The following is an 18,101-nucleotide window of genomic DNA, read 5'->3' on the forward strand; positions in this document are numbered from 1 at the left end:
AAAACGGCAATTGTCCTCAGAATTCAGCCTTCTCCGAGATTATCGATCGCGAAATGTCATTTGTTAAATCATAATTGATAATTGTAGTACATTCACCGCCCCTTACCCTACCGGGGCCGCCATTCGGTACCGGAACGCTCATTTCTCTCTCCGATGGCTCAGCCACTCCATCTCACCATCACCGTCGACGTACTGGCTTCCGAAGCCGAACTTACCCCCGAAGAAGCGCTTACGTGGCAACAGGCCCGCGCCGCCACCGATCGGGCGTATGCTCCTTACTCTCATTTTCACGTAGGCGCGGCGTTGCTGCTCGACAACGGGTCGGTATTTCAGGGAACCAACCAGGAAAACGCAGCCTATCCGTCGGGGCTTTGCGCCGAGCGCACGGCTCTGTTTGGCGTTGCCGCCGCGCATCCTGAGCGTCGCATTGCGTATATGGCCGTTGCGGCGCGCCCCGCCAACGGCGACTTTACCTTGGCAATGCCTTGCGGGGCCTGCCGCCAAGTCATGACCGAATACGAGAACCGGCAGGGCCAATCTATTCCGTTGCTGCTGCCGGGCCCCAACGGGTCCATCTACCGCTTCCGGTCGTTAGGCGATTTGCTGCCATTTCAGTTTTCCAGCAACGACCTTCCGCCCAAATCATAATATATTGATTGTAAATGCTTTATGATTTTATCGAAGTAGCGTAATGAAGTGCGTTAGGTAGCAGGGTTGTCCTGACTGACGCGCTGGAGTTCTTTTAACTGATGGCGTCTGCGCAAGAGCACCATTTTTCGGTAACCCGTTCGGCACGTTACTACCAGCTTGGCGAGCTATCGTCGTATACGCGGCAGGTGTGGTTTGTAGCGCATGGCTACGGGCAGCTGGCAGCGTATTTTATTCGCCATTTTGCGCCGCTGGTGCAAGCCGATCCGACTTTGATGGTCGTTGCTCCCGAAGGTCTCTCCCGCTTTTATCTTTCGGGCACGGGAGGCCGCATCGGGGCTACCTGGATGACGCGTGAAGACCGGCTAGCCGAAATTGAGGATTACGTAGAGTATCTCAACCAACTATCTACCAGCATTTTATCCCAGTGCGCTGAGCAGACCAAAGTGTTGGTACTTGGTTTTTCGCAAGGGGCCGCTACTGTGAGCCGGTGGCTGGCGCACGCTCCCTTTCGGCCGGCTCAACTTGTTCTGTGGGCCGGCGCCTTTCCGGAAGATGTAGATTTTGCGGTAGCCTCGCGGCTGCTTCAGCACCTTCCCATCACCTTGGTCTGCGGCGATCAGGACGAGTTTATCAGTGAGGATGCTTTTGCCAAACAACACTTTTTTCTGCAAAAACGTGGCGTCGAGCCAGCGGTCGTGCGTTTCAACGGCAAGCACACGTTGCAGGCCGACGTGCTGAAACAGCTAAAAAGCACGTTTGATCGCTTGTAGAACGCCTTGCAAGAATACAACTTACAGAAAAGCCGAAGGCCGGACAGTTGCAACGCATGCAACTATCCGCCCTTCGGCTTTTTACTTACCCTCAGCGCGTTACAGATCCTTCTTGATCGTGGTAGCGGCAGCTTGAGCCGCCGGGAAAAGCAGCACTTCGGCTATGTTGACGTGCGGAGGGCGCGTCACCATAAACTGAATAACATCGGCTACGTCTTCAGCCGTGAGGGGTTCAAAGCCCTTGTACACAGAAGCTGCCCGTGAGGTATCTCCTTTGAAACGCACTTCAGAAAACTCTGTTTCGACAGCCCCAGGGTTGATTTCTGCTACCCGAATATTGTGTGCCAACAGATCAAGGCGCATGCCCTTCGTGAGTGCCGAAACGGCGGCTTTGGAAGCGCAATACACATTACCGTTGGCGTATACTTCAGAGCCGGCCACAGAGCTTATATTGATGATATGGCCCCGGTTGCGCTGCGTCATGCCCGGCAACAAGGCCTTGGTCACGTTCAGAAGCCCCTTTACGTTGCCATCGAGCATAGCGTCCCAATCATTGGGGTCGCCATCCTGAATCGGTGCCAAGCCGTGTGCCCCGCCTGCGTTGTTGATCAAAACCGCAACATCTTGAAAATCAGCAGGTAAGCCAGCAACGGCGGCTTCAGTTGCGGCGCGGTCGCGCACATCAAACGTAAGGATATGGACGGGTGTAGGAGCTACTTGCTGCACCAGTTCTTCCAGACGTTCGCGGCGGCGGCCGGTAACTACCAATTGAAAGCCCGATTGCGCCAATGCTATGGCCGTAGCGCGACCGATGCCAGAGGAAGCACCTGTGATAAAAGCAGTTTTGGTCATGAAATAATTTATAAACGATTAAGTGCTTGATTATTAGAACATTATGGTTTTAGTATAATACTCTACTAATCAAGCACTTAGCTCTTTATTCAAAATTCAGGTACAGCGTAACCGTATTGCTGCGCATGCTTTGTAGGCTGCGGCTGTATAAGTCGTTGCCGGGCTTGTGCAGATTGATCAGTCCGTTGGAAAAGCGCAGTTCCGGCGCAAATTTAAAGAGTGGGTAAAACAGATCCAGGCCTACTCCATATTCCACTGCAAAGTCAGCAGACTCGGCCTGCAACAGGTTGCGATCGGGATCTTTGCGACGATTGCCGAGGTTAAAGCTTGGTTTCACACCCCCGATAAGATACACCCGCGTATTACGCCGCCGATCCGATTTGAACTTGAGCAGCAGCGGCAAATCAATCTGGGTGGTGCCTATTTCCTGCGTAAAAATTTCCACTTGCGGCGGCTCCGGCGGCACTGGCGTATAACCGGCATCTTTGAATTCAATGCGGCGCGTAATGAAACTTACGCCTGGCGTAAAACGCAGATTAAAGTAGTCGCCCATCGCAGCATCGGCAATGAAACCAACTGAAAAGCCGGGACTGATAATCGAGTTGGAGGCGACGCTACCAAGGTTTTTGGTGGCTTGCTGAATCTTGTAGCTCGAAAAGTTGGGAGCTACATAAAAGCCAGGGTGAAACCACTTGCTGTCGTAGCCAGGCAGGTTATTGACCGTGATGGATTTCACCCGCCCGTGTTTGCCGCGGCTAGAACGGCTCTTTTTTTGCGCGTGGGCAGCCGTGAAAGGCAGCACTGCCAGCAGCAATAGTACCGAAATGATACGGCCTATTTTAGGGCCGTGTAGATGGAGCTGATACCGAACGTGAGAGGTTGCCATGCAGGAGTTTTGAAACCGACTTGCGCAAGGATAGCCAAAAAAGCGGGACCATCCGGAAATGCCTGCACCGACTCTGGCAGGTAGGTGTAGGCAGCGCGATCTTTTGAAATGAGTTTACCGAATACGGGCAGTATACGCCGAAAGTAAAAATTGTATGCCTGCTTGAGCGGAAAAGCCGTAGGTTTTGAAAATTCCAAGATCACAAGCTTGCCGCCGGGCCGCAGCACCCGCCGCATTTCGGCGAGTCCCTGTTGCAGGTTTTCGAAATTACGCACTCCAAACGAGGCTGTTACCGCGTCAAAGTGATTGTCGGGGAAAGGCAGATTTTCCGAATCGCCGAGCTCAAGTTGAATGCGATGCGTCAGCCCTTTTTCGGCAAGCTTGCGCCGGCCTACGTCCAGCATGCCTTCCGAAATATCCACGCCTGTGATGTGAGCATCGGCGGAGGCGGCTTTCAGGGTTTCGATGGCAAAATCAGCTGTGCCAGTAGCAATATCCAGAATGCGGGCCGGCCTCATGGCCTTCAGCTCGCCTACCGCCTTGCGGCGCCAGTAGATATCGGTTCCGACACTGAGAAAGTGATTAAGGAAGTCATACTTGCCAGCGATGCTGTTAAACATCTGGGCTACCTGCGACTTCTTGCCGGCAGCATCGTCTTTGTAGGGAACAATGGACATGATTCGGAAAACAAAACGAAAAAGCGAGAGCGGAATTGCCCAAACATAACGTCTCGCATCGCATTATGTTAAAAAAAACGGGCCGGGCAAAATGCCCAGCCCGTTTTTGCGGCGTGCAGATGGCGTTATTGGTTGCCTGTCTTCACTTTAGTTTTTTCGCCTGTAGCGTCTTTGGCTTTCGAGTCGATCTCACCTTCTTTGGTTTTGGTCTTAGACTCTTCGCCTGCGGCACCTTTGGTTTTCACTTTTACTTTATCCGAATCTTCGTCAACCTTGGTTTTCACCTTGGTACCGTCGGCAGCCTTTACTTTGGTTTTGCCCGGTGCGAGCGGTACCGTGGTGCGTGGCGTGCTCGCTGGCGAAGAAGTACCTAGAGCAGTGCTCGTGGTAGAAGTCCCCGAACCAGTACCCGTTCCGCTGTTGATTTGCGGCATCGTTTCCCCTTCTTTCAGAATCACGCGGAACTCAACGCGGCGGTTGAGCTGCATGTTCTCCGGCGAATCGTTCGGGGCGGCCGGACGACGCTCACCATAGCTTACCGTCACCATGCGCGTTTCAGCTACTCCGTTTTTCTTCAGGTAGTTGTAGGCGGCATTTGCGCGGTTCTCGCCCAGTACCATGTTGTACTCGTCAGTATTACGCGAGTCGCAATGGCCTTCGATAGAGATGTTGATGCCCGGATTGGCTTTAAGAATGCTGCTGATGTTATTCAGCTCTGCGATCGACTCCGGTCGTAGTTTATACTTGTCGGTATCGAAGTAGATCTTCTGGAAAGCGTATTGCGAAGTCGTGTCTACATACGGTACGTAGAAGTTCTTCGTGATCACCGTCGAATCGTCGGTAATTACCGGCACGGTAAACTCTTGGGTTTCAATATTCTTCCCGTCTTTCGAAACGGCCACCTGATAGGTACGACCCGAAAGTACGCTTACCTGGTAGTTTCCCGAATCAGGCTTTGTAATGTCGCGATAGCTCAGGGCCGTTTTGTCGGCTTGGGTACCGCTGAACACCAACTCTACTCCCGGAATTACCGAAGAGCTATCGCGGGCCGAGAACACCTTACCACGAATGATGGCGTTCTTGATATAGTTGATGGTGTAAATATCTTTTTCACCATAACCACCAATGCGATAGCTAGATAGGTAAGCATAGCTACCATCTGGGCTCAAGCGATAATAAGTATCATCGTCGGGTGTGTTGATGGGGTAGCCCATGTTTTCGGCTTGCCCCCATTTGCGGCCTACCGAATCATACTCCGATTTGAATATGTCGTAGCCACCCATCGTGTTGTGACCACGCGAGCTGAAATAGAGGGTTTTGCCGTCTTTGCTCAAGTACGGGCTGTCGTCGTCGTACTTCGTGTTGATGGCTCCGCCCAACGATTTGGCTTCGCCCCAATCGCCACCGGGTTGGCGCGTGGCGTAGTACAGGTCGAGCGTACCATCTTCCGAGTACTTACCGGTTGAAAAGTAAATCGTTAGGCCATCCGGCGTTATATAAGCATCTGATTCAAAGCTCTTTGAGTTGATATTATTATTCAACTTTTTAGGCTCAGTCCAGTCGCCACCGGCTTTCTCCGAGTAGAAGATATCGCCGTTCTCATCCTGGCGATACATCAGCATTTTTGTGTCGTTGTCGAAAACTTGGATCGAGGCATCGTGCCCTTTGCCGTTCAGCACGCCACTCAGCGAGCGAGGCTTCTCCCAGTTCTCGTCGTCGATGCGCTTAGCTTCGAAAATGTCTTCGTAATACTCGCCGTCGGTGGCTAGGTTACCGCCTTTTTTGCCGTTGGCGTTGCCGGCACCCGTTACGTTTTCACCACGCGATGTAAACAACAGGAGCTTGTCGTCGGCCGAGATAACGGGACTGTGCTCCGAATACTGCGTGTTAATCGTTGGGCCCAGGTTTTTTACAAAGATGTCCTTGGGGCTATTGAATTGAACCTTCGCATTTTTACTGTGTTGAATCAGTTGAGCGAGTTCTGCCTTTCGGGTATCTTTCTTCTTCTTCAGCGTAGCATTATAAGCTTGATAATGCGCAATGGCCTCGTCGAAGTTGTAGTTGAGATGATCAACGCGGCCCAACCAATACTCTACGTCTTTCGAAACTTTCGGCTTGAGGCGCTGGGCTTTGTAGATGTAATCACTGGCCTTCTCCTTGTCGAATGACATGTAAGAAATGCCCGCCCGAAACAGCGCTTGTGCGTTGTTTGGCTCCTTTGCCAATACCTGCTCGTAGTAAGGGATGGAGGCCCGGTAGTTCTCTTGATCGAAGAACTTATTTGCGGTCTTCAGTTGCTTGCGCGTGCTCTGGGCCAAAGTAGGCTGAGCCACGGCCGCGGCAAGCGCGAAGGTACAAGAGGCTTTCAATAACCTTCTGACTAAGTTGTCCATTTTAGGAGGATTTGGGAATAGGGAGTTGCAAGGAGTTGAAAAGGAGGCCAGTTATTAAAGGCTTCCTTTTTTTAAAGAGATGCCTCTTATACTTAAAACCCAACGCAGGGTTAAGACTAAACAAATAAATTTCTCGGCTCAAACGCTAAAAACTGATGTTCAGACCTACTCGCTGAAATCATGGGTTGTACACAAATAAGCAAGTTTGCGGGCAAAGATAGAATTTTTATAATACGCCCTTCCGCCTATCGGCTTGCATAAGAGTACCCTTGTGTAAAAACGCGTTTGTTATTGCCTATATAGCACTTGGACTGATAACAAATCGCGCAAATATAGCCGGCCTTTGTAGACTACAATAAAATCACCGAAAAATTTGCTAATTCCTTGGGCAGCCTGTCTGCGCTATCTTTACGCTGCCTTTTCCTTATCTGCCATGACCATCCGCGAAGCAAAATTTCTTACCAGCAACACGCGCGTTGACCAATGCCCTGCGCCAACCCTGCCCGAATACGCCTTTATCGGTCGCTCCAATGTGGGCAAGTCTTCACTTATCAATATGCTCACCGGTCAAAAAGGGTTGGCCAAAACTTCTTCCTTGCCAGGTAAGACGCAGCTTATCAACCATTTTCTTATTAATAACGAATGGTATTTGGTCGATTTGCCGGGGTATGGATATGCCAAAGTCAGCAAAGAATCGCGGGCGCAATGGGCTAAAATGATTAACTATTATATGAGCAAGCGGGAAAACCTGTCTTGCGTATTTGTATTAATTGATTCGCGTCACGAACCCTTGGCTCCCGATTTAGAATTTATGGAAAAGCTAGGATCCGAGGGGGTACCTTTTGTGATTGTTTTCACCAAAACCGATAAATTATCAGGTTCGCGCACTCAGCAAAATATAGTCAGCTACGCTGCGAAGCTGCAAGAAACTTGGGATGAAATTCCCCGCTATTTTATTACGTCGGCGGAGACCAAACTTGGGCGCGAAGAGCTTCTGGGCTTCATCGACGAGATCAATCAACAATTGGTGCAGGCCCCTGCGAATGCGTAGATTGGCCTTGTAATTGCCTTGGTCCTGGGCATTACAAATTATCTTTTACCCTTCCTTTTTCGGTTGTACACCATGAAAAAAATTGCCTTGTTGCTTTCCCTCGGTTTGTTGGCTGCTTCGGCACCCGCTTTCGCCCAGAAAGCAAAAGCGAAGCCTCAGACGGAAACACCCACTACAGACCCTGCTGCCCCGGCGCCCGCAGCTCCCCAGACAGCGCAGGCCGGTGTGGGCAAAGCAATACCAGTTGCCGAATACTACGAGGGCGGCCAAGAAGCTATGTACGCCTTTATCGAAAACGAGCTCAAGTATCCGATCCTGGCGAAACGCAACCGCATTCAGGGCACTTGCATTGTGAGCTTTACGCTCAACACCGACGGCACAATGTCGGGCATTAAACTGGTGAAGAACATTGGCGGCGGTTGTGGCGAAGAAGCGCTGCGTGTAGTGCGCCTTCTCAAATTCAAGAAGCCCGATTACGCCATCCTGACCAGCCTACCAGTGCCGTTTAAGCTCTAACCTACCACTAGGTCGGTACTACTTCCTACCTTTGAATCTTCTACCAACTCCTTTTTACTATGCCTTACGACCTGAAGGAAATAGCCGCCATTAGCGGTATGCCCGGTCTTTACCGCTTGGTGCGCCCCACACGCGCCGGTGTGATTGTAGAATCGCTCGACGAGCGGGCGGCCCGCTCGGTAGCTTCGGCCCGCAACAAGGTTTCCCTTCTGCAGGAAATCTCGATTTATACTCAGGATTACGACCAAACGGTGCCGCTGACAGAGGCTTTCGACCGCGTCTATCAGAAGTACGGCACTGAGCTGCCCGTCAACAGCAAATCGGATGACCGTGATCTGGTGGCGTTTATGGAAGAAACCATTCCGGACTACGACCGCCAGCGCGTGTACATGTCCGACATCAAAAAGCTGGTGACGTGGTACAAGGCCGTCAGCAGTAACTTAGAGTATCAAGCTGCTGACAATGATTCACAAGTATCTGATAATGAACCGGATATAGAATCAACCCAACAAGATATACCTGCTGCCGACGAAGCCTTGAGCACGGCCGGTATCATTTCGGCCGAGGAAGAAAGCTCCGCTCCTGTCAATCCGGAGGCCGCGACCAAGGAGGCAGTTTCATCAACTAGTAAGGGCGCCAAGAAATAGCTTTTACCGGTCTGAAAGACGCAAAAAAGGCCGCCTGCTTGCGCAGGCGGCCTTTTTTGCGTCTGCAAGCAATGATCTAAACCGCCGGAGCGGAAGAATTAGAAAACTCGCTGGCCATAAACTCTTCAGCCTTCTCTACCAACTCCGTCGAGCCAATGAAGAACGGGCAGCGGTCGTGCAGGCCTTTGGGCTCAATTTCCATCGTGCGGATCTGCCCGTTACTGGACTTGCCACCGGCTTGTTCCACGATAAAAGCCAACGTGTTGCACTCGTACATGAGGCGCAGCTTGCCTTCCGGCGACTTTTTGGTAGCAGGATACATATAAATACCGCCTTTGAGCAGATTGCGGTGAAAATCAGCTACTAACGAGCCGATATAGCGAGCCGAGTAATTCTGGTCTTTGCAGTGTTTTACAAAGGCTGCCGTAGCGGGTGTGAAAGACTCCGAAATGCCTTCGTTGATGGAATAAATCGAGCCCGTTTTAGGAATGGTGATGTTGGGGTGCGACAGGAAAAATTCGCCCAGCGACGGCTCGTACGTGAAGCCGTTTACGCCGTTTCCGGTAGTATACACCAGCATGGTGCTCGAGCCGTAAATCACATAGCCGGCCGCTACTTGATGGGTACCCGGCTGCAGGCAATCCTGCTCCGTACCCTCACTGCCCGTTGGCGATACCCGGCGATAAATGCTGAAAATGGTACCGATGCTGACGTTCACATCAATGTTAGACGAGCCATCCAAGGGGTCGATGGCCACCACGTACTTGCCTTGGTGGTTGCCCGTCTGAATCATTTCCTGCTCTTCTTCGGAAATGATGGTGCAGACTTCCCCTCCGTTGCGTAACGCTCTGATAAAGCGAATGTTAGCAATTACATCCAACTTTTGCACGTCCTCTCCTTGCACATTGCGGTTGCCGTACGCTCCAGCAATATCGATAAGCCCGGAACGGTTGATTTCGCGGTTTACAATTTTGGCAGCCAGCGCGATATCACGCAGCAATTGCGAAAGCTCCCCGGTAGCGTACGGGAAGTCTTCTTGCTTGCGCATGATGAAGCGATCCAGGGTAGTGCCAACGGGAAGAGCCAGTTTGTTGTGGTCCATGAGTAAGGAAAGAATGTGCTATCGGAATGGTGTACAAAACTAACCTTTTTCGGGTTGCGATTAGCTGTTGCGAGTCGGGAGTTGCGGGTTTCAAAACGACAGTCGTCGGCATTCCAGGCCTTCGGATGCTTAAAGCCAACGCCTATTTCAAGTACGAGAAATCAACTGGGCAGTTCTGAAGTAGCCGCTCGTCAACTGCCAACTGTTGTTACTTTTGGACCATGCAGAGACCGCATGCGATACACGTTTACAAATTTGGGGGCGCTTCGGTAAAGGACGCCGGAGCCATCACAAACCTCATCCGCATAGTGCGCGAGTACGGCCGCGACACGCAATTGCTGATCGTGGTTTCGGCGATGGGCAAAACGACTAATGCGCTCGAAGAACTCTTTCACTTGGCACATTCTGGGCAGGAGTATGCACCTCAGCTCGCGGCCCTGCGCGATTTTCATCTGGGCGTAGCCGCCGAGCTTCTTCCCCACGATTGGCAAAACGCCGAACCAAATCCGCTGGGAAGTCTGCTCGAGCAACTCGGCGACCGCCTAGCAACCCTTACGCCCGGCGACTACGATCGGCAATACGATCAGGTCGTGAGCTTTGGAGAATTGCTGGCTACTGTAATTGTCGCTAAGGCCTTAGGTGCGCATTGGTTGGATTGCCGACCCCTGCTGCGCACCGACCATACGTGGCGGGAAGGCCGTATGGACTGGCCGACTACCGAGCGCAACGTGCGCGCTGCGGTCCCGCCGCTTTTGCAGCACGGGCCAGTCGTGACGCAAGGTTTTTTGGGCGGCACGGCCAGCGGCCAGACTACGACTTTGGGCCGTGAAGGCTCGGATTTCACGGCCGCCATCTTTGCCTACTGCCTGCACGCCGAAGCCGTAACGATCTGGAAAGACGTAGCCGGTCTGCTCAATGCCGATCCCAAGTTCTTTGCTGACACGGTGCGCTACCCCGAAATCAGCTACCAAGAAACCATCGAGATGGCCTATTATGGCGCCTCTGTGATTCACCCCAAGACGATCAAACCGCTGGCCGTCAAGCAGATTCCGCTGTATGTAAAGTCGTTTCTGGATCCGGCGGCGGAAGGCACCCGCATCGGCGACTGCCGCCATGCGCTGCTCGCCCCGGCATTTATCCGCAAGACCGGTCAATGCCTGATCTCCTTCGAATCGAAGGATTTGACGTTCATCTCGGAGGAAAACCTAGAGGTGATCTTTGGGGCGCTGGCGCAGGTGCGGCTCAAAATCCATTTGATGCAAAATTCGGCCATCTCCTTTTCCGTGTGCACCGATTTTTCGGCGTATCGGCTGGAAAAGCTGCTGACGCTCCTCCGCGACCAGTTTACCATTCACTACAACACGGGTCTTGAGCTGTATACCATCAAGAATTACGATGCGCCCAGCATCCGCCGCCTCACCGACGGGCGCGAGCTGTTGCTGGAGCAGCGCACGCGCCAGACATTTCAGTTCATCTGCCGAGGCAGCGCCAATGAATACATTAAATAGATTTATAATTATCTCATAATCAATTATTTATAATATTTTAAGGTTTCACTCATTTGCCTTTCACCCCCACCCAACTCCCATGGAATTCATCACTGTTACGCCCAACGCCCGCCCGCAGGTAGCCCTTATTCAGCTAAACCGCCCGAAAGAGCTCAACGCGCTGAACCTGCAATTGATGCTGGAAATCCGCGATGCCCTGCGCGAACTCGACGACAACGACAAGGTGCGCGTAATCGTGCTTACCGGCAACGAGCGGGCCTTTGCTGCCGGCGCCGACATCAAGCAAATGGCCGGGCGCACGGCCATCGACATGCTCATTGTCGATCAGTTTAGCACTTGGGATCAGATTCGCAAGACGCGCAAGCCCCTGATTGCGGCCGTATCGGGTTTCGCGCTGGGCGGGGGCTGCGAATTGGCCATGACCTGCGACATGATTGTAGCCTCGGAAACCGCCCAATTTGGCCAACCCGAGATTCGCATTGGCACCATGCCGGGGGCCGGCGGCACGCAGCGCCTGACGCGGGCGGTGGGCAAGGCACGCGCCATGGAAATGGTACTCACGGGCCGACCTATTTCGGCGCACGAAGCTGAGCGTCATGGCCTTGTAAATCGGGTGGTACCAGTAGGCCAGTATTTGGAAGAAGCTTTCCGATTGGCGGCCAGCATCGCCGAAATGTCGCCGGTGGCAGCGCGGCTCGCAAAAGAATCGGTGAATCGGGCGTTCGAAACCCATCTCGACGAAGGCCTGCACTTTGAGCGCAAAAACTTCTATCTCACGTTTGCTTCCGAAGACCAGAAGGAAGGCATGGCGGCTTTCGTGGAGAAGCGCAAGCCAGAATTTAAAGGCCGATAACCGCTTAACAAGCAGCCCATTCAGATAGAAAGAGCCGCGCTCTCCGGAAACAATTTTGGCCGACAAAAGCTTATAGAACTACTTTTGCGGAGAATTATTCTTGTCTGTGTCCCCTTCTTCTGATCAGTTTCTTTCGCAGCCGGACCGCGCTCAGCTGCGCTCCCGGCTGGCCCAGGCGGGGTTACGAGCTACGCAGCAGCGCATTGTGATTCTGGAAAGCCTGCTGGTATTGCCCGGCCACCCCACGGCCGAGCAGGTGCATCGGCGTGTGGTATTGGAAACGCCTACAATTTCGCTGGGTACTATCTACAAAGCGCTCGATTCGTTTGTGGCTTCCGGCCTAATCAAGCGCGTGGCGGCTGCCGAAGGTGCCAGTCGCCGCTACGACGCCGACTGCTCGGCGCACCACCATTTGTATTGCACTGACACACAAGAGATTATTGACTACTGCAATCCGCAGCTTGATCTTCTCATTCAGGAGTTTTTTGCGGCTCGCGGCTTCCAGAATTTCCAGCCCCGCGCTTTTTCCCTGCACATCACGGGCGAGAAAGTAGATGCCGCGCAGGAGATAAAACCGCTGTAACTTTTTGATTTCCTTGTTTTTAGTACCTCTTTTTTAACACCCCAAATTCATTTACAATGGCAGTTCTCGTTGGCAAACGTGCTCCTTCTTTCAAGGCTACGGCGGTAATCGATGGCGAATTCGAAGAAGATTTCTCCCTCGACCGTTACTTGGGCAAGAAGCACGTGATTTTTTACTTCTACCCCGCCGACTTCACCTTCGTGTGCCCTACCGAAATCATTGCTTTTCAGGATCAGCTCGCGCAGTTTGAAGCCAAAGGCGTTGCCGTAGTGGGCTGCTCGACCGACACGCATTTCTCGCACTTTGCTTGGTTGCAAACGCCCCGCGACAACGGTGGCATTCAGGGAGTTACTTATCCGTTGGTAGCCGATGCTACCAAAACCATCGCGGCCAATTACGACGTGCTGGGTGGTCATTACGACTACAACGAGCAAGGCGAAATGGTATTCGTAGGTTCGCCCCTCGCCTACCGCGGCTTGTTCCTGATCGACCGTGACGGCATCGTGCGTCACCAGTTGGTAAACGACGGGCCGCTGGGCCGCTCTATCGACGAGGCCCTGCGCATGGTGGACGCTCTGCAACACTTCGAGGTGAAAGGCGAAGTATGCCCCGCCGACTGGGAAGAAGGCAAAGAGGCCATGTCGGCTACCCGTGAGGGCGTAGCCAACTACCTCGGCAAGCGCGATTCGCACTAAGTAAAGTATTGCGCCTCTGGTGCTTAGCGAAAAGCCCCGGCCTTGCGGTCGGGGCTTTTTTCTTGGGCTAAGTCAGAAGGAAGTAATTTTGAGCGGCTGCCGCTTTTCTGTTGCCTAGAAGCACAAAAATGGCAGGCACACAAACAATTGATTTACAACAACTTGTCATTTTTATACACTTTAGCGCTGCAAGCGTACGCGTTGCTGCTACGGCTCCTGTCTCCGTTTGTGCCAAAAGCCGCACAATGGACGGCTGGCCGACGCGGATTATTAACGCACATTCGGCAAACGCTGCAACCAGATGCCGCGCCGCGGGTGTGGTTTCACTGCGCCTCCTTGGGCGAATTTGAGCAGGGCCGCCCGCTGATGGAAGCGTTTGCGCAACAATACCCGACGCACAAAATAGTGCTGACGTTCTTCTCGCCTTCTGGCTACGAAGTGCGCAAAAACTGGCCGGGTGCGGCCTATGTCTTTTACCTGCCCCTCGACACGGCTGCCAATGCCCGCGCTTTCGTCGAAGCGGTGCAGCCACAGCTAGCGGTGTTTGTGAAATACGAGTTCTGGTATCATTTCCTGACTGTCCTTAACCAACGCCGCATTCCTACTATCTGCGTTTCAGCCATTTTTCGGCCGCAGCAAGCGTTTTTCAAACCCTGGGGTGGCTTTTTCCGGCAGATTTTGGGGCGGTTCACGCATATTTTCACCCAAAATGAAGCTTCCGTGCAACTCCTTCATTCAGTGGAAGTTACACAAGCCAGCATCGCCGGCGACACGCGCTTTGATACAGTAGTAGCCACCGCCGCTGGGCCGCCTAAGTTGCTGCCGTTGTTGGAAGCTTTTGTGGCCAGCGATACGGCCCACAAGCGGCCTGTGCTGGTGGTGGGCAGCAGTTGGCCAGAGGACATTTCCGTATTAGCACCTGCGCTTCAACGGCTTATGTCAGACGCGACAACTTCCGGCCTGCGCGTAATCGTGGCCCCCCACGAACTGCACGAATCCGGCTTGCAGCAGATTGAAGCCGTGCTGCCGGGCCAAACGGTGCGCTACTCGCGAGCGACGCCCGCGACGGCGGCCAGCGCCCGGCTATTGCTCATCGATTCCATTGGGCTGCTGCGCGACCTATATCGCTATGGCTCTTTTGCTTACATCGGCGGCGCGTTTGGCAAGGGCCTGCACAACACGCTCGAAGCAGCAGCGTTTGGGTTGCCGCTGGTGTTTGGGCCGCGCTATGCAAAATTTCAGGAAGCCATTGACCTAATTACCCTGGGCGGAGCACACTCAGTAACCGACAGCGCGCAATTGGAAACCGTTTTGCGAAGCTGGCTTCGGGCTGACCAACCGCGTGAAGCGGAAAGCGTTACTAATCGCCAATACGTTATCGATCATGCTGGCGCCACTCCGAAAATAATGACAGCGCTATCGCAATGGTTTCATCCCGAAGCAGTTAACTCATGATCGGCACAGTCATCAAATCCACGGGCTCTTGGTATCTGGTGCGGGAGCACGAAACGGGTAAGCTGCACCGCTGTCGGCTGCGGGGTAAGTTTAAAAACCAAGGCTTGAAGGTGAGCAACCCGCTGGCCGTCGGCGACCAAGTGGAGTTTACGGTGGAAGAGCAAACCGAGGGCGCCGGCGTGATTCACCACATCGAGCCGCGCCGCAACTACATCATCCGGCGCTCGGTGCACAAAGCCGAGCACGCCCACATCGTAGCCGCCAACCTCGACTTGGCCATGCTGGTCGTGACGCTGGTTTCGCCGGCCACTTCCTTTGGCTTTATCGACCGATTTTTGGTCACGGCCGAAGCGTACAGCATTCCGGTGAAGCTGATTTTCAACAAGATCGACCTCTACGATGCCGACCTCACCGAGTACCAGGAGCAGATCCGGAAGATGTACAAGCGCACCGGCTACGACAGCCTGCGGTGCTCGGCCGAAACCGGCGAAGGCATCGCGGAAGTCGACGCCGAACTCGATGGGAAAGTCACTTTGCTGTCGGGGCATTCGGGCGTGGGCAAAAGCACACTGATCAATGCGTTGGTGCCCGATCTGGATTTGAAAACCTCGGAAATCAGCGGTTTTTCCGACAAGGGCGTGCACACGACCACCTTCGCCGAAATGCTGGAAGTACGGCCCGGCACATATCTAATTGATACTCCAGGCATTAAAGAACTAGGCTTGGTAGACATTCCGCCGACGCAGCTGGCGCATTTTTTCCCCGAAATGCGCGCCCTCCTCAATCAGTGCCGCTACCACAATTGCCGCCACTTGCAGGAACCCGGCTGCGCCGTGCGCGAAGCCGTCGATGCCGGCAAAATTGCGCTACCCCGCTACGACAGCTATCTGAGCATGATGAGCGGCGAAGATAACCGACACTAAGTCAACCATTTACTAAAAAGAGTTTATTTCCAAAATCGCCTGTTATCCAGCTCTACGCTGTGGATGACAGGCGATTTTAGCTTATCTACTATGCAGGCGATGGCAAACTGAAAGGCCTGCACCGACTTTCCGCGTGCTTTTCACGTATTCTACCTTCTACTATTTCTTCTTTCAAATGTCAAAAATCGCATTCCTCGGCTTAGGCCGCATGGGCGAAGCCATGGCCACCAACCTGCTCAAAGCGGGCCATGCGCTCACCGTATACAACCGCACACCCGAAAAGGCCGACGCGCTAAAGCAGCAAGGCGCACGCGTGGCAACTTCGCCGGCCGAAGCGGTACGCGAGGCAGAATTTGTCTTTTCAATGGTTACCGACGACCATGCCCTAACCGAACTCACCACCGGTCCGGATGGGATTCTGAGCGACTTGCCGGCCAATGCTATACACGCTTCCTGTAGCACGGTAGCGCCCGAAACCAACCGCCAACTGGCCGCCCAACACGCAACTCACGGCTCGTACCTCGTCGCGGTGCCGGTGTTTGGCAAGCCCGACGCAGCGGCGGCAGCTAAGCTTTGGTTGGCAGTGGCAGGCCCTGCCGAAGCACGGGAACGCATAAAGCCCATTCTGGCTGCATTGGGACAAGGCACGCAGGATTTTGGCGACGATCCGGGCGCGGCCAACGTCGTGAAGCTTTGCGGCAATTTTATGCTAGGTGCTGCCATCGAGGCGATGGCGGAGGCCTTCACGCTGGGGCAGAAAAGCGGCATTCCGCGGCAGCAGATGTACGAATTCTTCACGAGCACGCTGTTTAACTCGCCCGTGTACAAAGGCTACGGCAAGCTCATTGCCGAAGAGCACTACCAACCCGTAGGCGCGCCGCCTTCCATCATTCGCAAAGACCTGAAACTCATGCTCAACGAAGGCCGCGAACGTGTGGTGCCGCTGCCTTTCGCCAACATCATCTTCGACCGGCTATCGGCTACCATGGCCCGCAACGACGAAAACATCGATTGGGCCAGCTTTGCCCAACGCGTATCGGATGACGCCGGCGTTGATAATTATAAGTAGTTGATAGTCAATCGATTATAATTATCAACTGAACACAAAAAAGCCCGGCCGAAACAGCCGGGCTTTTTTCACCATTTGGGAAATCTTACTCGGAAGCGGGCGGAGGCAACAGCACGCCATCGACGATGTGCGTGACTCCGTTGCTTGATATTACATCCGGCGTCGTGACGGTCACCGGCGCATCTTTACCGTTGCTAATCATGACTTTACCGTCTTTCACCGAAACTTTGATTTTCTCTCCGTTGACGGTAGTAAGTTGCTGCCCGTCGCGCAAGTCAGCGGCGAGCAGGCGGCCGGCAATTACGTGGTAAGTCAGCACGCCTTTGAGCTTGTCCTTGCTTTCGGGCTTCAGCAGGCCGGCCATTGCGCCTTTGGGCAGCTTATCGAAGGCGGCGTTGGTGGGTGCAAACACCGTAAAAGGACCCGCGCCGCTGAGTGTGCCATCGAGGCCAGCAGCCTGCACGGCCTTCACCAGCGTGCTCACGCTAGAGGCCTGCACCGCATTCTGGATGATGGTTTTGTCGGGCGTCATGGCCACTCCATCCACCATCACGCCGTCGGATTTGCCCATGCGGGCCGAGTCGGTGGGCATGGCTGCTGAGTCGGCTACGGCTTGGTCGGCGGCCGTTGTAGCCGCCGATTTTTCGGTGCTGGTGTTGTCGCCGCAGCTGGCCAGGCCAAGTGCAAAGAGGCCAGCAGTCAGCAAGGAGAAGGAAGTACTTTTGAACACGTTGGTCATAGAAAAAGAAAAAAGTTGGGTTAGGAACGCAAATATTAAAAGCGAACCCGAAAACAGCACGCAGATGCCGGCTGTTTAATGACCTACGAAACCCAGTAACGCTTCGGATGTTTGCTCCGCGCCGAAATGGCTACCTTTGCCGCATCCGAAGCCGCTTTCCAGCTTCGGGATAACTTTCCCGATTTATCAATTCCTACCCGCATGAAAACTGCCGAAATCCACACCAGCAAGGGTGTAATGAAAGTGGAGTTTTTTGAAAAAGACGCTCCCAACACGGTCAAAAACTTCACCGACCTCGCCAAAAAAGGCTTCTACGACGGCCTTAAGTTTCACCGCGTGATCCCGAATTTCGTGATTCAAGGCGGTTGCCCCAACTCCCGCGACGGCGCGAAGGGCGTGCCCGGCACCGGCGGCCCTGGCTACAAAATTGACTGCGAACTCACCGGCGACAACCAGTACCACGAGCGCGGCGTCCTGTCGATGGCGCACGCCGGCCGCAACACGGGTGGTTCGCAGTTCTTCATTGTGCACGATCGTCAGAACACGGCCCATCTCGACCGCAACCATACCGTATTCGGGAAAGTAGTGGAAGGCTTGGACGTAATCGACCAGATCAAAGCCAACGACGAGATCCAGAAAATTACGGTCACCGAATCGTAAGATTGACGATTGACTTGCAGGCATCGATTGCTTGCGCATAAAAAGAGGGCTGGCGATTTCGCTGGCCCTCT

The 18,101-nt window shown here is 53.6% G+C and carries 19 protein-coding genes; 13 read left to right on the forward strand and 6 right to left on the reverse strand.

The genetic code is table 11. The features are described from left to right. Positions 1-153 precede the first annotated feature (153 nt). Together cdd and FHG12_RS19970 are read left to right on the forward strand one after the other, a co-directional pair. Entirely contained in the window at positions 154-648 is a 495-nt protein-coding gene (gene cdd / locus FHG12_RS19965; RefSeq protein WP_139517464.1) for a cytidine deaminase, read from the forward strand. 101 nt (positions 649-749) lie between these two features. Continuing rightward, positions 750-1,421, forward strand: coding sequence for an alpha/beta hydrolase (locus FHG12_RS19970; RefSeq protein WP_139517465.1), 672 nt, complete (start codon positions 750-752; stop codon positions 1,419-1,421). A 99-nt stretch (positions 1,422-1,520) separates the two neighbouring features. On the opposite strand, the gene FHG12_RS19975 is transcribed toward FHG12_RS19970, so the two are convergent. The 4 genes from FHG12_RS19975 to FHG12_RS19990 form a co-directional block, all read right to left on the reverse strand. After that, a complete protein-coding gene (locus tag FHG12_RS19975; protein WP_139517466.1) occupies positions 1,521-2,273 on the reverse strand; it encodes an SDR family NAD(P)-dependent oxidoreductase in 753 nt (250 codons plus the stop codon). Between the two features lie 85 nt (positions 2,274-2,358). Further along, complete coding sequence (gene porT / locus FHG12_RS19980; RefSeq protein WP_139517467.1) at positions 2,359-3,159, reverse strand: type IX secretion/gliding motility protein PorT/SprT; 801 nt, start codon at positions 3,157-3,159, stop codon at positions 2,359-2,361. Further along, positions 3,108-3,836 carry a bifunctional demethylmenaquinone methyltransferase/2-methoxy-6-polyprenyl-1,4-benzoquinol methylase UbiE gene (ubiE, locus tag FHG12_RS19985; RefSeq protein WP_139517468.1) on the reverse strand — a complete coding sequence of 243 codons (729 nt, stop codon included), beginning with the start codon at positions 3,834-3,836 and terminating at the stop codon, positions 3,108-3,110. Before ubiE ends, porT begins: the two co-directional genes overlap by 52 nt. A 125-nt stretch (positions 3,837-3,961) precedes the next feature. Next, positions 3,962-6,229 carry an OmpA family protein gene (locus FHG12_RS19990; protein WP_165699470.1) on the reverse strand — a complete coding sequence of 756 codons (2,268 nt, stop codon included), beginning with the start codon at positions 6,227-6,229 and terminating at the stop codon, positions 3,962-3,964. A gap of 433 nt (positions 6,230-6,662) precedes the next feature. Here FHG12_RS19990 and yihA point away from each other — a divergent pair, with 433 nt between their 5' ends. From yihA to FHG12_RS20005, 3 genes are all read left to right on the forward strand, one after another. After that, positions 6,663-7,280, forward strand: a complete 618-nt coding sequence (gene yihA, locus FHG12_RS19995) for a ribosome biogenesis GTP-binding protein YihA/YsxC (RefSeq protein ID WP_139517469.1) — start codon at positions 6,663-6,665, stop codon at positions 7,278-7,280. A gap of 72 nt (positions 7,281-7,352) precedes the next feature. Further along, complete coding sequence (locus tag FHG12_RS20000) at positions 7,353-7,796, forward strand: energy transducer TonB (RefSeq protein ID WP_139517470.1); 444 nt, start codon at positions 7,353-7,355, stop codon at positions 7,794-7,796. A 59-nt stretch (positions 7,797-7,855) separates the two neighbouring features. Next, positions 7,856-8,443 (forward strand): DUF5606 family protein, encoded by a 588-nt coding sequence (locus FHG12_RS20005; RefSeq protein ID WP_139517471.1) that lies wholly within the window; start codon positions 7,856-7,858, stop codon positions 8,441-8,443. 76 nt (positions 8,444-8,519) lie between these two features. Here the strand turns inward: FHG12_RS20005 and fbp are convergent, their stop codons facing one another. After that, positions 8,520-9,545 carry a class 1 fructose-bisphosphatase gene (fbp, locus tag FHG12_RS20010; protein ID WP_139517472.1) on the reverse strand — a complete coding sequence of 342 codons (1,026 nt, stop codon included), beginning with the start codon at positions 9,543-9,545 and terminating at the stop codon, positions 8,520-8,522. Between the two features lie 221 nt (positions 9,546-9,766). On the opposite strand from fbp, the gene FHG12_RS20015 reads away from it, so the two are divergent. The 7 genes from FHG12_RS20015 (at position 9,767) to FHG12_RS20045 (ending at position 16,631) form a co-directional block, all read left to right on the forward strand. Continuing rightward, the gene (locus FHG12_RS20015) at positions 9,767-11,053 is read left to right on the forward strand and encodes an aspartate kinase (protein WP_139517473.1); all 1,287 of its coding nucleotides are present in this window, start codon (positions 9,767-9,769) and stop codon (positions 11,051-11,053) included. 79 nt (positions 11,054-11,132) lie between these two features. After that, entirely contained in the window at positions 11,133-11,906 is a 774-nt protein-coding gene (locus tag FHG12_RS20020; RefSeq protein WP_139517474.1) for an enoyl-CoA hydratase-related protein, read from the forward strand. Positions 11,907-12,012: 106 nt separating this feature from the next. Beyond that, entirely contained in the window at positions 12,013-12,489 is a 477-nt protein-coding gene (locus tag FHG12_RS20025) for a Fur family transcriptional regulator (protein ID WP_139517475.1), read from the forward strand. 56 nt (positions 12,490-12,545) lie between these two features. Further along, complete coding sequence (locus FHG12_RS20030; protein WP_139517476.1) at positions 12,546-13,184, forward strand: peroxiredoxin; 639 nt, start codon at positions 12,546-12,548, stop codon at positions 13,182-13,184. 228 nt (positions 13,185-13,412) lie between these two features. Next, positions 13,413-14,639 (forward strand): 3-deoxy-D-manno-octulosonic acid transferase, encoded by a 1,227-nt coding sequence (locus FHG12_RS20035; protein WP_317129684.1) that lies wholly within the window; start codon positions 13,413-13,415, stop codon positions 14,637-14,639. After that, positions 14,636-15,562, forward strand: coding sequence for a ribosome small subunit-dependent GTPase A (gene rsgA, locus FHG12_RS20040; RefSeq protein ID WP_139517478.1), 927 nt, complete (start codon positions 14,636-14,638; stop codon positions 15,560-15,562). Before FHG12_RS20035 ends, rsgA begins: the two co-directional genes overlap by 4 nt. Before the next feature lie 175 nt (positions 15,563-15,737). Continuing rightward, positions 15,738-16,631 carry an NAD(P)-dependent oxidoreductase gene (locus FHG12_RS20045; RefSeq protein ID WP_139517479.1) on the forward strand — a complete coding sequence of 298 codons (894 nt, stop codon included), beginning with the start codon at positions 15,738-15,740 and terminating at the stop codon, positions 16,629-16,631. A gap of 85 nt (positions 16,632-16,716) precedes the next feature. On the opposite strand, the gene FHG12_RS20050 is transcribed toward FHG12_RS20045, so the two are convergent. Continuing rightward, positions 16,717-17,370 carry a fasciclin domain-containing protein gene (locus tag FHG12_RS20050; protein ID WP_139517480.1) on the reverse strand — a complete coding sequence of 218 codons (654 nt, stop codon included), beginning with the start codon at positions 17,368-17,370 and terminating at the stop codon, positions 16,717-16,719. A gap of 201 nt (positions 17,371-17,571) precedes the next feature. Here FHG12_RS20050 and FHG12_RS20055 point away from each other — a divergent pair, with 201 nt between their 5' ends. Further along, on the forward strand, positions 17,572-18,030 hold the full coding sequence (locus tag FHG12_RS20055; protein ID WP_139517481.1) for a peptidylprolyl isomerase: 459 nt from the start codon (positions 17,572-17,574) through the stop codon (positions 18,028-18,030). The last annotated feature ends 71 nt before the right edge of the window (positions 18,031-18,101 follow it).

Origin of the sequence: Hymenobacter jejuensis (assembly GCF_006337165.1) — a bacterium.
GTDB lineage: Bacteria > Bacteroidota > Bacteroidia > Cytophagales > Hymenobacteraceae > Hymenobacter > Hymenobacter jejuensis.

Bases quoted from the DNA above. Each gene is read 5' to 3' on its own strand.
- cdd (WP_139517464.1), top strand. From the start codon at position 154: ATGGCTCAGCCACTCCATCTCACCATCACCGTCGACGTACTGGCTTCC.
- FHG12_RS19970 (WP_139517465.1), top strand. From the start codon at position 750: ATGGCGTCTGCGCAAGAGCACCATTTTTCGGTAACCCGTTCGGCACGT.
- FHG12_RS19975 (WP_139517466.1), bottom strand. From the start codon at position 2,273: ATGACCAAAACTGCTTTTATCACAGGTGCTTCCTCTGGCATCGGTCGC.
- porT (WP_139517467.1), bottom strand. From the start codon at position 3,159: ATGGCAACCTCTCACGTTCGGTATCAGCTCCATCTACACGGCCCTAAA.
- ubiE (WP_139517468.1), bottom strand. From the start codon at position 3,836: ATGTCCATTGTTCCCTACAAAGACGATGCTGCCGGCAAGAAGTCGCAG.
- FHG12_RS19990 (WP_165699470.1), bottom strand. From the start codon at position 6,229: ATGGACAACTTAGTCAGAAGGTTATTGAAAGCCTCTTGTACCTTCGCG.
- yihA (WP_139517469.1), top strand. From the start codon at position 6,663: ATGACCATCCGCGAAGCAAAATTTCTTACCAGCAACACGCGCGTTGAC.
- FHG12_RS20000 (WP_139517470.1), top strand. From the start codon at position 7,353: ATGAAAAAAATTGCCTTGTTGCTTTCCCTCGGTTTGTTGGCTGCTTCG.
- FHG12_RS20005 (WP_139517471.1), top strand. From the start codon at position 7,856: ATGCCTTACGACCTGAAGGAAATAGCCGCCATTAGCGGTATGCCCGGT.
- fbp (WP_139517472.1), bottom strand. From the start codon at position 9,545: ATGGACCACAACAAACTGGCTCTTCCCGTTGGCACTACCCTGGATCGC.
- FHG12_RS20015 (WP_139517473.1), top strand. From the start codon at position 9,767: ATGCAGAGACCGCATGCGATACACGTTTACAAATTTGGGGGCGCTTCG.
- FHG12_RS20020 (WP_139517474.1), top strand. From the start codon at position 11,133: ATGGAATTCATCACTGTTACGCCCAACGCCCGCCCGCAGGTAGCCCTT.
- FHG12_RS20030 (WP_139517476.1), top strand. From the start codon at position 12,546: ATGGCAGTTCTCGTTGGCAAACGTGCTCCTTCTTTCAAGGCTACGGCG.
- rsgA (WP_139517478.1), top strand. From the start codon at position 14,636: ATGATCGGCACAGTCATCAAATCCACGGGCTCTTGGTATCTGGTGCGG.
- FHG12_RS20045 (WP_139517479.1), top strand. From the start codon at position 15,738: ATGTCAAAAATCGCATTCCTCGGCTTAGGCCGCATGGGCGAAGCCATG.
- FHG12_RS20050 (WP_139517480.1), bottom strand. From the start codon at position 17,370: ATGACCAACGTGTTCAAAAGTACTTCCTTCTCCTTGCTGACTGCTGGC.
- FHG12_RS20055 (WP_139517481.1), top strand. From the start codon at position 17,572: ATGAAAACTGCCGAAATCCACACCAGCAAGGGTGTAATGAAAGTGGAG.